Here is a 16457-nt window from a genome sequence, read left to right as displayed (position 1 = left end):
GCGTTCTTGCTTATTTAATGGCGGCGGCCAGCTTGGCCCATACGGCTTCGCCGATATCCGGGCGGCCGTCCGGGGCGCGGAAGGACAGGAAGAAGACATCGTTCTTCACGCCGGTCGCCATATACATGAAGTAGGCGCGCTGGCCCGTGGTGCCGCTGGTCATGGACAGCATCACAGCCGGATTTTTGGCATCCTTGAACTGTTTGACGTCGATATTGGTGGCCGCCGTCTTCAGCTTGTTGATCGAACCCGGATCGTCGATGCCATAGAAAACATGGTGGCGCGCGTCATACGTGACATTGGTCGCGGTCGAACCATACATATAGCCATTACGGTTCGGCAGGTTCTCGGCGGTGGCCGTTGCGGCATCGGCCGGGCGCATCCAGAAGGAGTAGCCGATTCTCTTCACTTTGGACTGCTCGTACTCCGCCGGCACTGGAATATTCAGCGCGATCGGCAGCGGCAGGCGGCCCTGCATGAACTGGTTGACCGGCACGTCACGCGTCTGCACAGCGACTGGCGCTACGGGCGCCGCGGGTGCTTTCTGTGCTGCGGGAGCGGCCCAGGCCGCAGTACCGATGGCCAGGCTGGCCGCAAAGAGAATTGATTTCACTTAAGACTCCAATGTCCCACGATTGGGCTGCATATTATACAGGCAGCTGTCCGGGGCGTGTTTCTGCTCATTTACATGATTAATGCATGCTTCTCCGTTGACTGTCCATGCATGAAATTCAATACTCGAAACGCTTCTATGATTACAACAAAGAGACAACCGGATGAAAGCCATCTTCCTCGCCCTCGCGGCCATCGGCAGCGCTCAAGCTGCTGATCGTTTGACCATCACCGCCAGTCATGACCTTGCGCAGGCCCGTCCTGCCGAAACCATCACCGTGCCCTGGGCGGAGGTGAACCGTGCCCTGCCCGGCGCCATGCTCCAGCACATCGTCGTGCGCGACGCGGCGGGCAAGCCGTTGCCTTATCAAGTCACTAACGTACTGCCGGAGGCGAAAGACCCCCAGGGCAAAGGCATCGCTTACGGCGAGCTGATTTTCCAGCACGACTTCGCGGCCGGTGAGCACAGCGCCACCTTCACCGTCGAAAAGAGCGATGCGCTGACGCCGCCCTTCCCGTCCAAAGTGTTCGCCCGCTACGTGCCGGAGCGCCTGGACGATTTCGCATGGGAGAACGACAAGGTCGGCCACCGTACCTACGGCCCTGCCCTCGCCGCTCCCGCCGCGCCGGGCAGCGGCAAGGAGGTGCTGGTCACCAGCGGCCTCGATATCTGGTTCAAGCGCGTGGACTATCCCATCGTCGACCGCTGGTACAACAAGGGCCATGACCATTATCACAAGGACGAGGGTGAAGGCATGGACATGTACAACGTGGGCCGTTCGCGCGGCGCCGGTGGTGTCGGCATCTGGGATGGCAAGCAGCTTTACACAGGCCGCAACTACGCTGCCTGGAAGGTGCTGGCCAATGGTCCGGTGCGCGCCATCTTCGAGCTGTCGTACGAAGGCTGGGATGCAGGCGGTTTTCGCGTCTCCGAGGTTAAACGTTTCACTGTCGATGCCGGCCACTATCTCGACCAGATCGACAGCACCTTTACCTTCAGCGGCCCCGCGCAGCTGACCGCCGCCGTGGGCCTGAACAAGGACCCGACCGACAAAGGCCAGTCGCCTGTCGTCACGCCCGGCCGCGCAGCCGGCTCCCTAAGTCAGTGGGTGGAGCAGAAGAGTAACGGCGCCTTTGGCGTCGCCGTGATTTTGCCGACGGCATCAGGCTATGCGGATGATTCGCTGAATGAGCTGATCACCGCGCCGGTCGTATCCGGCAAAGCACTGCGCTACTACGTTGGCGCCGCGTGGACGCGCGGCGGGGAGTTCGCCAGCAAAGCGGAGTGGGACAAATACATCGCCGCCGAAACCGCGCGTGTCCGCTTGCCTTTGAAGATCAACCTGTCCAGCCAATAAACGATGAAAACCAGACTGCTTGCGGCCCTGCTGGCTGCCGTCTTCTCTTCCCACGCCCTGGCCGACGGCCGCCAGACCTTGAACTTCGACGCCGACTGGCGCTTCCTCAAAGCTGAAGCGAAAGGCGCCGAACAACCAGGCTTCAACGACGCCAGGTGGCGCAAGCTCTCCGTGCCGCATGACTGGAGCATCGAAGGTCCGTACGATCAGGCCAGTCCCGTCGGCCGCGGCGGCGGCTATCTGCCTGCGGGCGTGGGCTGGTATCGCAAGCAATTCACGCTGCCTGCCACCGATGCCAAGCGCCGCGTGCGCATCGAATTCGACGGTGTGATGGCCAACAGCGAAGTCTGGATCAACGGTAAGCTGCTGGGCAAGCGCCCTTACGGCTACAGCAGCTTCAGCTACGACCTCACCGGCAATCTCAAGTTCGGCAAGGGCCAGGTGAATACGATTGCCGTTCGCGCGGACAACTCAGTGCAGCCGGCATCGCGCTACTACACCGGCTCCGGCATTTATCGCCACGTGCGCCTGGTCAGCACCGAGGCCGTGCAGTTCGGCGAAGGCGGCGTGTTCGTCACCACGCCGGAACTATCCGCCGATAGCGCGCGTGTGCATCTGCAATCGGACGTGCGCAACAAATCAGGTGCGGGCGGCGAGTACACGCTGCAGGTCACGATCTACGACCCGAGCGGCAAAGCAGTACAGACTTCCGAATCGCGCCAAGCCATCGGCGCCGGACAGTCTGCCGTCATGGCGCAGGACATCGCGGTGGCTGCGCCGCAGCGCTGGTCCATCGAAACGCCTGCGCTGTACCGCGCCGTGGCCACGCTGCGCCAGGGCAGCACCGTACTGGACGAGCAGACCACGACCTTCGGCATCCGCGATTTCAAGTTCGATGCCGACACGGGCTTCTGGCTGAACGGCGTGAACCTCAAGATCAAAGGCGTCTGTCTGCACCACGACGCAGGCGCGCTGGGTGCTGCCGTGCCGCTGGATGCGTGGCGCCGCCGTTTCGAGCTGCTGCGCGAAATGGGCGTGAACGCCATCCGCACTGCCCACAATCCGGTCGCACCGGAATTCCTCGACCTCGCCGACCAGATGGGCTTCCTGGTCATGGACGAAAACTTCGACACCTGGAACGAGGCCAAACAGCATGCCGAGCAAGGCTACAACCGCCTGTTCACCGATTGGTGGGAAGCCGACACGCGCGCCATAATCCTGCGCGACCGCAATCATCCGAGCGTGATTTTATACAGCGTCGGCAATGAGATTCATGACAATCTGAATAATCCTGAAGGCTTCCGCAAATACAAGCAGCAGCAGGATCTGGCGCATCAGCTGGACCCGACGCGGCCCGTGACCATGGCACTGTTCCGCCCTGGATTGTCCAAGGTGTATGAGAACGGCTTTGCCGACATGATGGATATCGTCGGCCAGAACTACCGCGAAAACGAACTAGTGGCGGCGCACAAGGCCAATCCGAAGCGCAAGGTGCTCGGCACCGAGAACAATCACGCGCTGTCGGCCTGGCTGGCCTTGCGCGATAACGCCTTCATGTCCGGGCAGTTCATCTGGGTTGGCTTCGATTATCTGGGCGAGGCTGATTGGCCAATGACTACGTACGACCAGGGCCTGTTCGACCGCGCCGGCAACTGGAAGCCGCGCGGCTATCAGCGCCAGAGCTGGTGGTCGTTGAAGCCGGTCGTGCACATCGTCCGCAAGCAGGACAACGGCGGCGTCGGCAGCTGGCGCGCCGACTGGACGCCGACCGACATGCAGACCTACGACGACGCCAAGGTGGAGGTGTACAGCAATGCCGACGAAGTGGAACTGTTCCTGAATGGGACTTCGCTCGGCGCCAAGCCCAAGCCAAAGAACGACAGCCCGCGCGGCTGGGACGTCACTTTCGCTCCCGGCACCTTGCGCGCGGTGGCCCGCAACAGCGGCAAGGAAGTGGCGGTCGACGAGCTGAAAACCGCCGGCGCTCCGGCGCGCATCGCACTGTCCTCCAGCCGACCAGCGTTGACGCCGGACTTCGACGATGCCGCCTTCGTCTGGGCGCAAGTGGTCGACGCCAACGGCATCCCGAACCCGAACGCCACCGCACCTATCACCTTCAGCATCAACGGCCCCGGCGTGCTGGCCGCCGTCGACAGCGGCAACAACACCAGCCACGAGGCCTACCAGTCCACGCAGTGCAAGCCGCAATACGGTCGCTGCCTCGCCATCGTCAAAGCCAGCGCCGCCGGCGGCGCCATCACCCTCAAAGCCGCCGCCCCCGGCATCGCCGACGCCAGCATCAACATCCCCACAGGGAAGAAGCCATGACACTCCGCCGCGTCTCAGCCGCCGTGCCCCACCCGCCCCACCGCGACGCGCCCAGTATGGCCAGCGCCGCCATCGCCCCACCGACCGCAGCCGCCACGGCCGCCCACGCGCCGCATGTCACCCGCACCGCAGCGCGATTCGCGTCGCTTCGCGCGATCGACATCCCAGCCGTCCTTCGCACCGCATGCATGGCAGCGTCGTCCGCACCGCCAGGTGCAAGCGCCAACCTGGCCGCCCGGAGCAGCGCGGCGCGGTTCCCGTGGCGTGGTGCGATCGCCTTCCTGGCCGTCATGAGCGCTGCGAGTGCGTATGCGGCGCCGGTGACGGACACCTGGCACTTTGACCTCGTCTCGGCCGCCACTGGCCATGCAGCGGCAGGCCGCACAGCCGTTCTGCCGAGCATGACTTACACCACCGACCGCGGATTCGGATTCGAACCCGGCGCCGCCCCGCATGACGGCAAGCCATTCTACTTCTCTGCCGACCTCCCCGAAGGCAACTACGAAGTAACGGTAAAACTCGGAGGCCCTGTCGCAGCGACAACGACAGTGAAGGCCGAGCTGCGCCGGCTGATGCTGGAAAACGTCCAGACCGCAGCAGGCCAAACGCTGACACGCACATTTACGGTCAACATCCGTACCCCGCATATCACCGCAACCAACAACATCCCCTCAGGCGAAGTCAAACTGAAAGCCCCGCGCGAAACCGTGCAGGAAGCCTGGGCCTGGGACAATCGCCTGACGCTCGAATTCAATGGCAACAACCCGTCGGTGCAATCCATCGACATCAAGCCCGCGCACGTGCCAACGATCTACCTGCTCGGCGACTCCACCGTCTGTGACCAGCCACAGGAACCCTACAACAGCTGGGGCCAGATGCTGCCCCGCTTCTTCAAGCCAGGCGTGGCCGTGGCCAATCACGGCGAGTCCGGCGAAACCTACCGCGACTCCATCAACCGCCTGCGCCTGAACAAGATCCTCAGCCTGCTGCAGACCGGCGACACGGTGCTCATGCAATTCGGCCACAACGACCAGAAGCAAATCAAGGAAGGCAAAGGCGGCCCGTTCACGACCTACAAAAACGAAATCCGCGTCCACGCCGAACAAATCCGCGTGCGGGGCGGCATCCCCGTCATCGTCTCGTCCATGGAACGGCGCGCCTTCGACGCCAACGGCAAGATCGTTCCCTCACTGATTGACTACGCCACCGCCGCGCACCAATCGGCCGACGAACTGCATATCCCGTTCATCGATCTGAACGCCATGAGCAAACCGTTCTACGAAGCGCTCGGACCTGAACGTTCCAAGCTCGCCTTCGCCGAACCTTCACCCGGAAAGATCGACAACACCCATCACAACAGCTACGGCAGCTACGAGTTGGCCAAGCTGGTCATCAAGGGCATCCGCGAAGCCGGGCTGCCGGTTGCACGCTATATCGACGACAGCGTTCCGGCACTAGATCCGGGACATCCCGATCTCGCAGAAAAATTCGCCGTTCCCGCCAGTCCCAACGCCACCACGCAACGACCGCTGGGTGACGACGCCAACGCAGCAGAAGCCTGGCTGTTCGCCTACTTCACCGGCAACGGAGAAGACGGCCTGCACTTCGCCACCAGCACCGACGCCTACCACTGGGACAAAGTCGCCAACGGCCGCAGCTTCCTGACGCCGCAAGTCGGCAAATCCAGATTGATGCGCGATCCCTGCATCGTGCGCGGCCCGGACGGCATCTGGCACATGGTCTGGACTTCCGGCTGGAACGATAGCGGCATCGGCTACGCATCTTCGAAAGACCTGATCAACTGGTCCGCGCAGCAGGAACTGCCCGTGATGGCGCAGGAAAAAGGCGTGCTGAATGCCTGGGCGCCCGAAGTCGCTTACGACGAAAAGCGCGGCGAATTCCTGATCTTCTGGTCCTCCACCATCGAAGGCAAATATCCAACGCCGAAAGACTCGCCTGAAGGCAAATACAACCACCGCATCTACTACACGACCACGAAAGACTTCGTCAGCTTCGCGCCGACAAAGCTGTTCTACGATCCCGGCTTCAGCGTCATCGACGCCACCTTCCTGCGCGCGGATGGCCACAACTATCTGCTCGTCAAAGACGAAACTCGTGTTCCGGCCCACAAATACCTGCAACTGGCCAACGCGCCCGACCTGCAAGGCCCCTTCGGCAAGTTGGGCAAGCCCTTTACACCGCAAGGCGTATGGGCCGAAGGACCGACTGCAATCAAAGCAGGCAATGCATACCTGATCTACTTCGACGCCTACAAGGACAAGCACTATGGCGCCATGCGCTCGCGTGATCTGGTCAGCTGGGAAAACGTCAGCGACAAGATGCACTTTCCGGACGAAGGCACGGCCCAGCGCATGCGCCATGGCACCGTGTTCGCCGCGTCCAACGCCACCGTCGCGCGCCTGCAATCTTCGGGACCGGTGTCCACCACGCCCAGCTCGCAGAACTACGATTCGCACCTGAATTACCAGACCTACTTCGCCGACTATCTGGCTGCGCGCCAGGGCAAAACGGCAGACCTCATCTTCATTGGCGACTCGATCACCGAACAATGGCGCTGGGGCGCAGGCACCGAAGTATGGAAGCAGAAATTCGAAGAGCGCGCCTTCGACTTCGGCCTGGGCGCAGACAGAACCCAGCACGTGCTGTGGCGCCTGCAGCATTTCGACCTTTCCTTCCTGAAGCCGAAAGTCGCGGTAATCATGATCGGCACCAACAACACCAGCGAGACGCCGGAAGAAATTGCCGCCGGTGTGAGCGCGGTGGTAGCCGCCACACAAAGCAAATTCCCCGGTGTGAAGGTCGTCCTGTGCAGCATCCTTCCCAACGCCCGTGCAACCGAGAAAATGGCGGCAACAAACAAGCTGCTTACACCGCTGGCCGACAACAGAAAAGTGTTCTATCTCGACCTCGCATCGAAATTCACGCCCGAAGGCGATAACTGGAAAGGCCTGAGCCGCGACAAGCTGCATTTGACGGGAGAAGGCTACGCCACCTGGGCGGCCGAACTGGAAGCGCTGCTGCCAACCGTACTCAAATGACCATGAACCTTTACTACCTCCCTGCCGCAGCGCTGTTCGCCGCCTGCGCCACCGCTGCACACGCAGCCCCCGCGCAGCGCGCCGCCTACGACTTCAACCCTGGCTGGCGCCTGTTCGTCGGCGACCCGGCCGGGGCCAGCCAGCCCGGCTTCGACGACTCAGCGTGGAAGCCCGTCACCCTGCCCCGTGCCTGGAATGAGGATGACGCGTTCAAGAAAGATATCGCAGACCTCAGCACCGGCATCGCCTGGTATCGCAAGCATTTCCGCCTGCCCGCCGGAGCATTGAACGGCAAAGTCCTTCTCGAATTCGAGGGCGTGCGGCAGGCTGGCGAAGTTTTCGTCAACGGCAAATCGCTGATCCTGAGCGAAAACGGCATCAACGCATTCGGTGTGGACATCAGCAATGCAGCCAAAGCCGGCGACAACGTCATCGCCGTCCGCACCGACAATGCCTGGGACTATCACGAGAAAGCCACCGGCCAGCGTTTCCAGTGGTCGGACAAAAACTTCAACGCCAACTACGGCGGCATCCCGAAAAACGTGCGCCTGCACCTCACCGGCAAGCTGTATCAGACCCTGCCCCTGTATTCCTCGCTCGGTACAACCGGCATCTACGTCTACGCCAAAGGCATCGACATCGCATCGCGCACTGCCACCATCCACGCCGAATCGCAAGTCAGGAACGAATACGCCCAGCCGCGCACTTTCAGTTACGAGGTGCAGATCCGCGACCGCGAAGGCAAGAACGTGGCCACATTCACGGGGCCCAAACAGACCCTGGCCGCAGGCGCTACCGGCACAATCGCAGCCAGCAGCCATGTCGACAAGCTGAATTTCTGGAGCTGGGGCTACGGCTATCTCTATGACGTCGACACCACGCTGAAAATCGACGGCAAAGCGGTGGACACCGTCCGCACCCGCACCGGCTTCCGCAAAACGGAATTCGACAACGGCATGGTCAAGCTGAACGACCGCGTGATCCAGGTGCACGGCTATGCGCAGCGCACGTCCAACGAATGGCCCGCTATCGGCATGTCCGTACCACCATGGCTCAGCGACTACAGCAACCGGCTGATTGTGGAAGGCAACGGCAATCTGGTGCGCTGGATGCACATCACGCCATGGAAGCAGGACGTCGAGTCTTTCGACCGCCTCGGCATCATGGAAGCCATGCCGGCCGGAGACTCCGAAGCTGACGTAACGGGCCGCCGCTGGGAGCAGCGCATTGCCGTCATGCGCGACGCCATCATCTACAACCGCAATAGCCCCAGCATCCTGTTCTACGAATCCGGCAATCGCGGCATCTCGGATGAACACATGCAGGAGATGAAAGCACTGCGCGACCAGTTCGATCCGCATGGCGGGCGCGCGTCCGGCAGCCGCGACATGCTGAGCAGCCGTTTCAACGAATACGGCGGCGAAATGCTGTACGTGAACAAGAGCGCGCGCCAGCCTTTCTGGGCCATGGAATATTCGCGCGACGAAGCACTGCGCAAAAACTGGGACGAATTCTCCCCTCCTTTCCACAAGAATGGCGACGGCCCTCAGCACAAGGGGCAGGATGCGAGCGCGTACAACCGCAACCAGGATACGCAGGCCATCGAAGACGTGCTGCGCTGGTACGACTACTACGCCGAACGTCCCGGCACCGGGCGCCGTGTCAGCAGCGGCGGCGTCAACATCATCTTCTCCGACTCGAACACCCACCATCGCGGCGCTGAAAACTACCGCCGCAGCGGCGAAGTGGACGCCATGCGCATTCCGAAGGACGGCTACTTTGCCCATCAGGTGATGTGGGACGGCTGGGTGGATGTGGACCAGCCCCGCATCCACATTATCGGCCACTGGAATTACGCTGCTGGTACACACAAGCCGATCAACGTCGTCTCCAGCGCCAGCTCGGTGGAACTGCGCATCAATGGCCGCTCGCTGGGCCGGGGTACACAGAGCGCTGGCTTCCTGTATACCTTCGCCGACGTGGCATACGAGCCCGGCGAGCTGAAGGCCATCGGCTACGATGCGAGCGGCAAAGCAGTCACCGAAACCTCGCTGCGCACTGCCGGAGAGCCCGTTGCACTGCGCCTGAAGGCCATTACCGCCTCCTCCGGCTTGCGCGCCGACGGCGCCGATCTGGCGCTGTTCGAAGTCGAAGCAGTCGATGCCAAAGGCCAGCGCAATCCGATCGCGCTCAATATGGTCAACTTCAAGCTGGAAGGTCCGGCGGAATGGCGTGGCGGCATCGCACAAGGTCCCGATAATTACATCCTCGCCACCACCCTGCCAGTCGAAGGCGGCGTGAATCGCGTTCTTGTTCGCAGCACCGCGCAGGCAGGGGAAATCACGCTGCGCGCTACCGCCGAGGGCCTGCAGCCTGCGACCGTCACGCTGCGTTCGCACGCTGTGTCGCAGAACGGCGGGCTAGCACCGACATCGGCGGCGGATGGCCTGCCGGCATACCTGAAACGCGGGCCGACACCAGCCGGATCGTCCTACCGTGTTTCGCGCGTATCCGTCGGCATCGCGAGCACGTCCGCAGGCAGCAACGACAATGCGGCGGTGAAGACCATAGACGACGACGAAACAACCGCCTGGACCAGCAGCGCCGAAGCAGGCAAGCGCTGGATTTCCTATGAACTGGAGCACCCGGCCACGCTGACTGCGGCCAGTTTCAAGCTGTCCGGCTGGCGTGAACGCAGCTACCCGATCCGCATCACGGTGGACGGTCAGGAAGTATGGACTGGTGACACACCAAAAAGCCTGGGTTACGTTACACTGCCGCTCAAACCCGTCCAGGGCAGCAGCGTCAAGGTCGAACTGACTGGCGCCACGGTGGACAGCGACGCGCTGAAACTCACCGAGGTGAAACCGAACGCCGTGCCGGATACGGGGGCCAATCGCGCGCCGCGCGGCGTACTGTCGATCGTTGAAGCAGAGTTTTACGAAGCGCCCGGAAAATAATCATGAAGAAGGAAATCGGTCTTGGCCTGCTGATGCTGGCCAGCGCAGCATCAGCCCAGACCAACAGCGGTCCCGTTGTGCCGGTTCCAGCAACGGTAAAGAAGGAAGAGCCCAAGCCCGCGCCGCCACCGGCGCCCTCCTCCTCTGCGGCCGATAACGATATGGCCAGCGTGACCGTATCGGCGGAACGCCCCACCAATCGCATCGACCGCCAGGTCTACGATGTGAAGTCGGACGTTTCGAGCACCAATGGTTCGGCCGCCGATGCGCTGAACAACGTGCCATCGGTAGCCGTCGATCCCGACGGCACGGTTTCCCTGCGCGGAAGCACCCATGTGCAGATTCTCATCGACGGCAAGCCCTCGGCCATGCTGCAGGGCGATAACCGCGGCGCCGCGCTGAATGCTATTCCGGCCGAAGATATCGACTCGGTGGAGGTGATCAACAACCCCGGCGCCCAGTTCGGCAACGAGGCGGGCGGTGGTCCAATCATCAATCTCGTCATGCGCCGCAATCGCCGTCCGGGCGGCTATGGCGTGGTCAACGCAAACACGGGCATCGCCGGCCGCAAGAATGCCGCGGTCAACGGCAGCTATAACGAAGGGCTTTGGGGCTTTCAGGGCGGCGTGAACTTCCGCCGTGATGGACGAAACTCGGTTGGCGAAGCGGTCCGCGATCGCATCGATCCAGCAGACGGCAGCACCAGCCACAGTACCCAGGATTCGATTGCCAAAGGGCTGAACGATTCGAAGGGCGTGAATGGTAGCGTCAACTACAACATCGGGCAGAACGACACGCTGGGCGCCAGTGCCTCTTACCAGCACCGCAGCAACGACCAGCACTCGCAGGACCGCTACCGCACTTTCGACGAAGCGGAAGCACTCGTTGGCGACTACGTGCGCAATACTCAGCGCGATGGCAACAGCCGCAATTACGGCTGGGGAGCGCGCTGGGACCACAAGGGCAAGATCCCCGGCGAGAGTCTGAAACTGGACTTGCGCGTGACCGGTTCCGACAACGACAGCAATAGCGACTACACCAACGTCTACGCCGTGATGAATCCGGGCGTGGTGAACACGCACAGCATGCAGGCGTATGACGCCAGTACGCGCATCTCCGATTTCACGGGCGATTACGAACGTCCCGATGATGAGGGTTTGCTGAAACTGGGTTACAAAATTTCCGGGAATCGTAACAGCTTCAATACGCAGTACACCAATATTGATCCATACACCTTATACGAATCGCTCAACACTCAGCGCAGCAACCGCTTTGTGCTGAATGAGAAGGTGTATGCGCTGTATGCATCCTACCAGCTGAGGCTGGGCGAACGCTGGGGCGTGCTGGGCGGCCTGCGCACCGAATACACGGATATGGACATCAATCAGCTGACGACCAATGTCCTGGCCACCAATCGCTATATCAACTATATTCCGAGCTTCTTCGCCAGCTACAAGGCAGGAGAAGAAACCAATCTCCGCTTCGCTTATGCGCATCGTATCAAGCGCCCGGCGGCCAACGATCTGAATCCGTTTGTGGTGTACCGCGACGAATTCAACGTCTCGTCAGGCAACCCACGCCTGAAGCCGACCCAGACCGATTCCGTGGAACTGGGCTACGAGACCAAGCTCGCCGGGCTGGAAACCAATCTGCGCGCCTACTTCAGCCGCGATACGGATTCCATCCTGGACCGCAAATACTTCATTAGCGATACAGTGCTGCTGACCACGCGCGAGAACGTCGGCAATAGCCATGCGGGCGGACTGGAATTCACCATGAGCGGCAAGGTCATGCCGGGGCTTTCGCTAAACTTCAGCAGCAACCTGTCGCAGCGCGAAAACCGCTTCCTCGATCAGGATGGCTCGCTGGTGCAGCGCACTGCTTCTTCGCTGAGCGGCAAATTGCGCGTCAATTATCAGGTAGCCGATGCAGACCTGATGCAGGTCACGCTGCAGGCACAGGGACGCACACTGTCCGGCCAGGGCTACCGCAAGCCCAATTCGACGGTGAACTTCACTCTGCGCCATACGCTGACGCCAGCCCTGAACATGGTGCTGAACGTGACCGATCTGTTCGACCAGAACCGCATTGAAACCGTCACGCAAACCAGCATCCTCGACGAAACCATCTCCCGCCGCTCCGACGGCCGCCTGATCTACTTCGGCCTCTCCTACCGCTTCGGCAGCAACGCCGCCGGCAGCGGACGCGCGCCCCGCGCCGGCCGTGGTCCCGGTGGTCCCGTTGGCGGTCCCGGAAGCGGCCCGCCGGGCGGCGCCGCCTGACCGCCGCCTGACCGCCGCTCCGCAGCCAATCACTTACCGCGTCAACGCTGGCGACAGCGCCTTCCGCGCTCACCTTTCTGGCCCATGCGCGTCATTACGCGCCGGGACAAATTCCAGGCTATCGATCACCAGCCCCACATCGGCACCACATACGCTGATGGTATGCCGCCCCGCCGCGGCGATGTGCAGCTTCACGCTGGCGACACGGTCATTATTGAGCACCCCCTGCGTCCACGCCGCGCCGCCATCGGGCGCCTCGACGCCAACAAATTGCGGCTGCTGCCCATCCATCGCCACGCCAACACGCATCTGTCCAGCAGCTGGAAACGTCGGCAACATGTGAATGCGCACCTCGACTTCGCCCGCAGGCAAATCGGCCTCATATTCCAGCCGCGCATTTGCCTCGGCAGCGTGCGCCGCGTCGGACCGAAGTATGGCGACCGCCGCCCCGCCCGTCTTTCCAAGCCCCTGCACACGCCCCCACGCCACACCTTCGCCGTCAGCCCGCCGCAGGAACGCATCCGCAGCGAACCGCATGCTGGCGCCCGATACGCCTGCAGCCGGCACACGGCCCGCATCGGACGCCGGCAACGTCCACTTCGCAATGCGCATGGACTGCCATTGCGCATCTGCCGGCTCGGCAGACATCATTCCGCGCCATTTCCCACCCGCGAGCCTGTTCCAGCGCACATTCAACCGTTCAAGCGCCGCATCGGCAGCAAGCGCCACGTCTGCCCTGCCGCGCTCTCCCTCAAAAAAGCGCTCATTGCTCAGCGCAGACACCAGCACCGGATACTCCACCAGTTCGAAGAACGCGTCCGCCGCGGCGGAGGGCAAGGCTGCACGTAAGCCCTCGACCCGCAGGCGCAGTGCCGCGAAATCAGCCAGCCGCACATCAACCTCGCCGGAAGGCAAATCATTAGGCTTGCGAGCCTCCTTCGGCAGCCACCACTGCAAGTGCTCCGGACGGCGTCTGAAATTGAGCCGGTAATATTCGCCCATGATGCCCGCAATCTCCGGCCCCAGCGCCGCCCCAAACTCCCGCTGCGCCCACTCCTGCAGGAAGACCGGCTGCGCGTCAGCGCCCCATGCGTCCACATTCCACGCCAGACGCAGGAAGAACTCCGTCCCGATCTCCGCAGGCTTCAAATCGCCCACATTAGCGATCCACATCCGGTCCGCCCCATGCGCGTACGCACGCGACATCTCCTCCCACACCAGAGCAGGAGGCGTGGTGTACAGCCACAGATACGACAGCGGTGCGCCAAGATAGGACAGGTGATAGTAAATGCCAAAGCCGCCGCCGCGCGCACGCTCCTGCGCATCGGTGAAATTGCGGATATAGCCAAAATTATCGTCCGGCCAGACAATCGTCACATCATCCGGCACCTGCAAGCCCTGGCGATATAGCGGCAAGACCTCCTTGTACGCACAAAACATCTGCGGCGCATCGGGCAGTGCATAGCGCTTCAGCAGCCCGCGCTGGTCGGTGAAAATCTTCTGCAACAGCGCCACCCGCTCCGCATCCGTCTTCGCACCCTGCACCGACGAATCATGAATGCCGCGCATGCCCAGCGTGTAGATATTCTCGTAGCGCCCGTTGGACACCATCCGCTCTTCCCAGTAGCGCAGCACGCCTGGCCCGTTGCTCAAATAATTGTAATCGGCGGCGGGCGCCTTCCATTCGCCCACGTTATTGCGCAGCATCGGCTCCGCATGGGAAGAACCCATCACAATCGAATACCTGTCCGCCAGCGCGGCATTGCGTGGATCGGCGTTGAACGGCGGCGTTCCGGGATGCATGGCGGGCCACAGCATATTCGCGTTCAACCGCAGCAGCAGTTCGAAGATGCGCCCATAAGTGCGCGGCCCAATGCCTCCGCTTCCCGGCTCAAATGCGTGAGCGGCCCAAGGCTGCATGCCCCAGTCTTCGTCATTAATGAAAATGCCGCGATACTTCACCGATGGCGGTCCGAAGCGCCGCGTGCCCGCGGCCACATAAAGCTGCCGCTGCCGCGTCACCGGCACGTCCGCCCACCAGTGCCAGGGCGAGACGCCCATCGCCTCGGACAGTTCATAAACGCCGTACGCCGTCCCGCGAGGATCGCTGCCTGCAATCACAAGCGCCCTGCGCAGGCCAGGCATCGGCGCATCGACGGTGGTGATGACGAAACTCTCCCAGGCACCGCGCAGGCGCGAAGCATCCAGCTTGCCGCTGGCGGCCAGCTTGTCGATCAAAGCGCTTTTGCCAAGCGTGCCGACCAGGATGGCCGTCGCGCCCCGTGGCGCGGACGTGGACCACGCCGGCTTACGGCCCGTCACGCGCTCGACATCCGCAGTCAGGTCCCGCGCGGCGATACCGACTACTGGTGCGTCTGCCGGCGAATAGACGACAGGTGCACCGTCCAGCGCAAAGTCATGCGCTTGCGCGGTGGTGTGAATCCAATCGGCAGCCCGCGCCGGTATGGCGCAGGCCACCCAGAGCAGCGCTGCCGCCAGCCAGCCTTTATTTGCGCGTAATGAGCTGCAGCGAGCTGTCATTGATTTCAAACTTCTGCGTCTTCAGCATCGTGATGACTTCCGCGCCGGCCAGCAGCACAGGGCCATAACCATGCGCCGCGAAGACATTCACCGGGCGGTAGTAATAGAAGGCGGGATCGAAGGCCATGCCGGTGCCGACACAAGTACCTTCAACCTGGCCTTTCTCATTCACTTTGCTGGCGACCGCATTCCAAGCCAGCATGACCGTCGGCGCGTAGGCGGCGCGGTCGATATAACCCTTGTTAATGGCACGAGCCATGGAATAAGCGTAGATCGCGGTTGCCGAAGTCTCCAGATAAGTGTCCGGACGATCCAGCAGCTGATGCCAGAAACCGGTGCCATCCTGATACGACACCAGCCCCTTCACGTGAGCGCGCAGCTGCGCCAATACCGCGTTGCGGCCCGGATGATCTTCCGGCAGCGCGTCCAGCACCTCGACCAGCGTCATCACCGCCCAGCCATTGGCGCGCGCCCAATGGAATTCAGGATGCGCGTCCATGCCCTGCACCCAGCCGTGCATATAGATGCCCAGTTGCGGGTTGAACATGCGCTGCGAGAATTGCTGGATCTGTTTGACCGATTCGTCGAAGTATTTGCGCTCCCCCGTCAGTTTGCCCATTTGCGCCCAGGCCGGAACGCCCATGAACATATCGTCCAGCCACAGCGTATCCGGCTGCGGACGCATGCGCGCCAGGGTACCGTCGGCCAGGCGATGTTCCTTGCTGCCGATGAAGCTGCGGCAGGAATCCAGCAGCGGCGTCACGTCCGCCTTCAGGCCGGTTTGTTTGGCCTTGATGAACGACACGCACAGCGCACCGATATCGTCCAGAGCATGGGGTTCCAGCGTGCGCTGCACCGGCGACTTGGCCTGGGGGTTAGCGCGCAAACGCGCCAGCGTTGGCTTGGCCAGGTCGGCCAGCAGCGTAATCCGCTTGTAGCTGTAGTCGGTGAAGCGCCTGTCGCCAATTGCGGCGCCCGCAGCCAGCATACCGGCGTACGTCACGCCCCATTCGTAGCTGGTCAGGCGGAAGTCGCCGGGGGCGAAAACGGTGTCGTCATTGAGCTTGCTGAAGTCTTTCACTTCCTGCTTGGTCTTGCTATCGATGACCTGCGCGGGCGTGACCGCATCCAGATACGTGTAGACGCGGTCCAGGACCTTGGTCACGTCCGCCACGGCAGGCGTACCGTATGGCGTTGGATAGTCGACCTTCATCGCGTGCAGCGGCGCAGTCACGTCGTTGGCGGGTCCTTGGGCGGCAAAGGCGGGCAGACTCAGTGCCACCAGCACAGCGGCGAGGTTGGTGTTTCGATTCATGC

8 protein-coding genes are annotated in these 16457 nt (G+C 62.2%); 5 read left to right on the top strand and 3 right to left on the bottom strand.

The features are described 5' to 3' along the window. Positions 1–10 precede the first annotated feature (10 nt). Entirely contained in the window at positions 11–613 is a 603-nt protein-coding gene (locus tag AB4Z19_RS15230) for a hypothetical protein (RefSeq protein WP_442025638.1), read from the bottom strand. A gap of 163 nt (positions 614–776) precedes the next feature. Between AB4Z19_RS15230 and AB4Z19_RS15225 the strand changes: the two genes are divergently transcribed. Genes AB4Z19_RS15225 through AB4Z19_RS15205 form a run of 5 tightly spaced genes read left to right on the top strand, consistent with a single transcriptional unit; the run spans position 777 to position 12599 of the window. Beyond that, positions 777–1970, top strand: a complete 1194-nt coding sequence (locus AB4Z19_RS15225; RefSeq protein WP_442025639.1) for a DUF4861 family protein — start codon at positions 777–779, stop codon at positions 1968–1970. A 3-nt stretch (positions 1971–1973) separates the two neighbouring features. Then, positions 1974–4298 (top strand): glycoside hydrolase family 2 TIM barrel-domain containing protein, encoded by a 2325-nt coding sequence (locus AB4Z19_RS15220; protein WP_442035559.1) that lies wholly within the window; start codon positions 1974–1976, stop codon positions 4296–4298. Further along, entirely contained in the window at positions 4295–7357 is a 3063-nt protein-coding gene (locus AB4Z19_RS15215) for a GDSL-type esterase/lipase family protein (protein WP_442025641.1), read from the top strand. Before AB4Z19_RS15220 ends, AB4Z19_RS15215 begins: the two co-directional genes overlap by 4 nt. Positions 7358–7359: 2 nt before the next feature. Beyond that, positions 7360–10317: a DUF4982 domain-containing protein gene (locus AB4Z19_RS15210; protein WP_442035558.1), complete on the top strand. Its 2958-nt coding sequence runs from the start codon at positions 7360–7362 to the stop codon at positions 10315–10317. A 2-nt stretch (positions 10318–10319) separates the two neighbouring features. Next, on the top strand, positions 10320–12599 hold the full coding sequence (locus AB4Z19_RS15205) for a TonB-dependent receptor domain-containing protein (protein WP_442027178.1): 2280 nt from the start codon (positions 10320–10322) through the stop codon (positions 12597–12599). 69 nt (positions 12600–12668) lie between these two features. On the opposite strand, the gene AB4Z19_RS15200 is transcribed toward AB4Z19_RS15205, so the two are convergent. Further along, positions 12669–15140 carry a glycosyl hydrolase 115 family protein gene (locus AB4Z19_RS15200; protein ID WP_442035557.1) on the bottom strand — a complete coding sequence of 824 codons (2472 nt, stop codon included), beginning with the start codon at positions 15138–15140 and terminating at the stop codon, positions 12669–12671. Further along, entirely contained in the window at positions 15106–16455 is a 1350-nt protein-coding gene (locus AB4Z19_RS15195; protein WP_442027109.1) for a glycoside hydrolase family 88/105 protein, read from the bottom strand. The genes AB4Z19_RS15200 and AB4Z19_RS15195 overlap by 35 nt, the downstream gene beginning before the upstream one ends. Positions 16456–16457 lie beyond the last annotated feature (2 nt).

Source organism: Pseudoduganella sp. RAF19 (assembly GCF_052114165.1).
In the GTDB taxonomy this organism is placed as follows: domain Bacteria; phylum Pseudomonadota; class Gammaproteobacteria; order Burkholderiales; family Burkholderiaceae_D; genus Rugamonas.
The sequence above is the reverse complement of the archived record's forward strand: the minus strand, read 5'-3'. Positions and strand labels throughout refer to the sequence as shown.

Excerpts from the sequence above, each read along its gene's own strand:
- AB4Z19_RS15200 (WP_442035557.1), bottom strand. The coding sequence starts at position 15,140 with ATGACAGCTCGCTGCAGCTCATTACGCGCAAATAAAGGCTGGCTGGCG.
- AB4Z19_RS15215 (WP_442025641.1), top strand. The coding sequence starts at position 4,295 with ATGACACTCCGCCGCGTCTCAGCCGCCGTGCCCCACCCGCCCCACCGC.
- AB4Z19_RS15205 (WP_442027178.1), top strand. The coding sequence starts at position 10,320 with ATGAAGAAGGAAATCGGTCTTGGCCTGCTGATGCTGGCCAGCGCAGCA.
- AB4Z19_RS15210 (WP_442035558.1), top strand. The coding sequence starts at position 7,360 with ATGAACCTTTACTACCTCCCTGCCGCAGCGCTGTTCGCCGCCTGCGCC.
- AB4Z19_RS15225 (WP_442025639.1), top strand. The coding sequence starts at position 777 with ATGAAAGCCATCTTCCTCGCCCTCGCGGCCATCGGCAGCGCTCAAGCT.
- AB4Z19_RS15220 (WP_442035559.1), top strand. The coding sequence starts at position 1,974 with ATGAAAACCAGACTGCTTGCGGCCCTGCTGGCTGCCGTCTTCTCTTCC.
- AB4Z19_RS15195 (WP_442027109.1), bottom strand. The coding sequence starts at position 16,455 with ATGAATCGAAACACCAACCTCGCCGCTGTGCTGGTGGCACTGAGTCTG.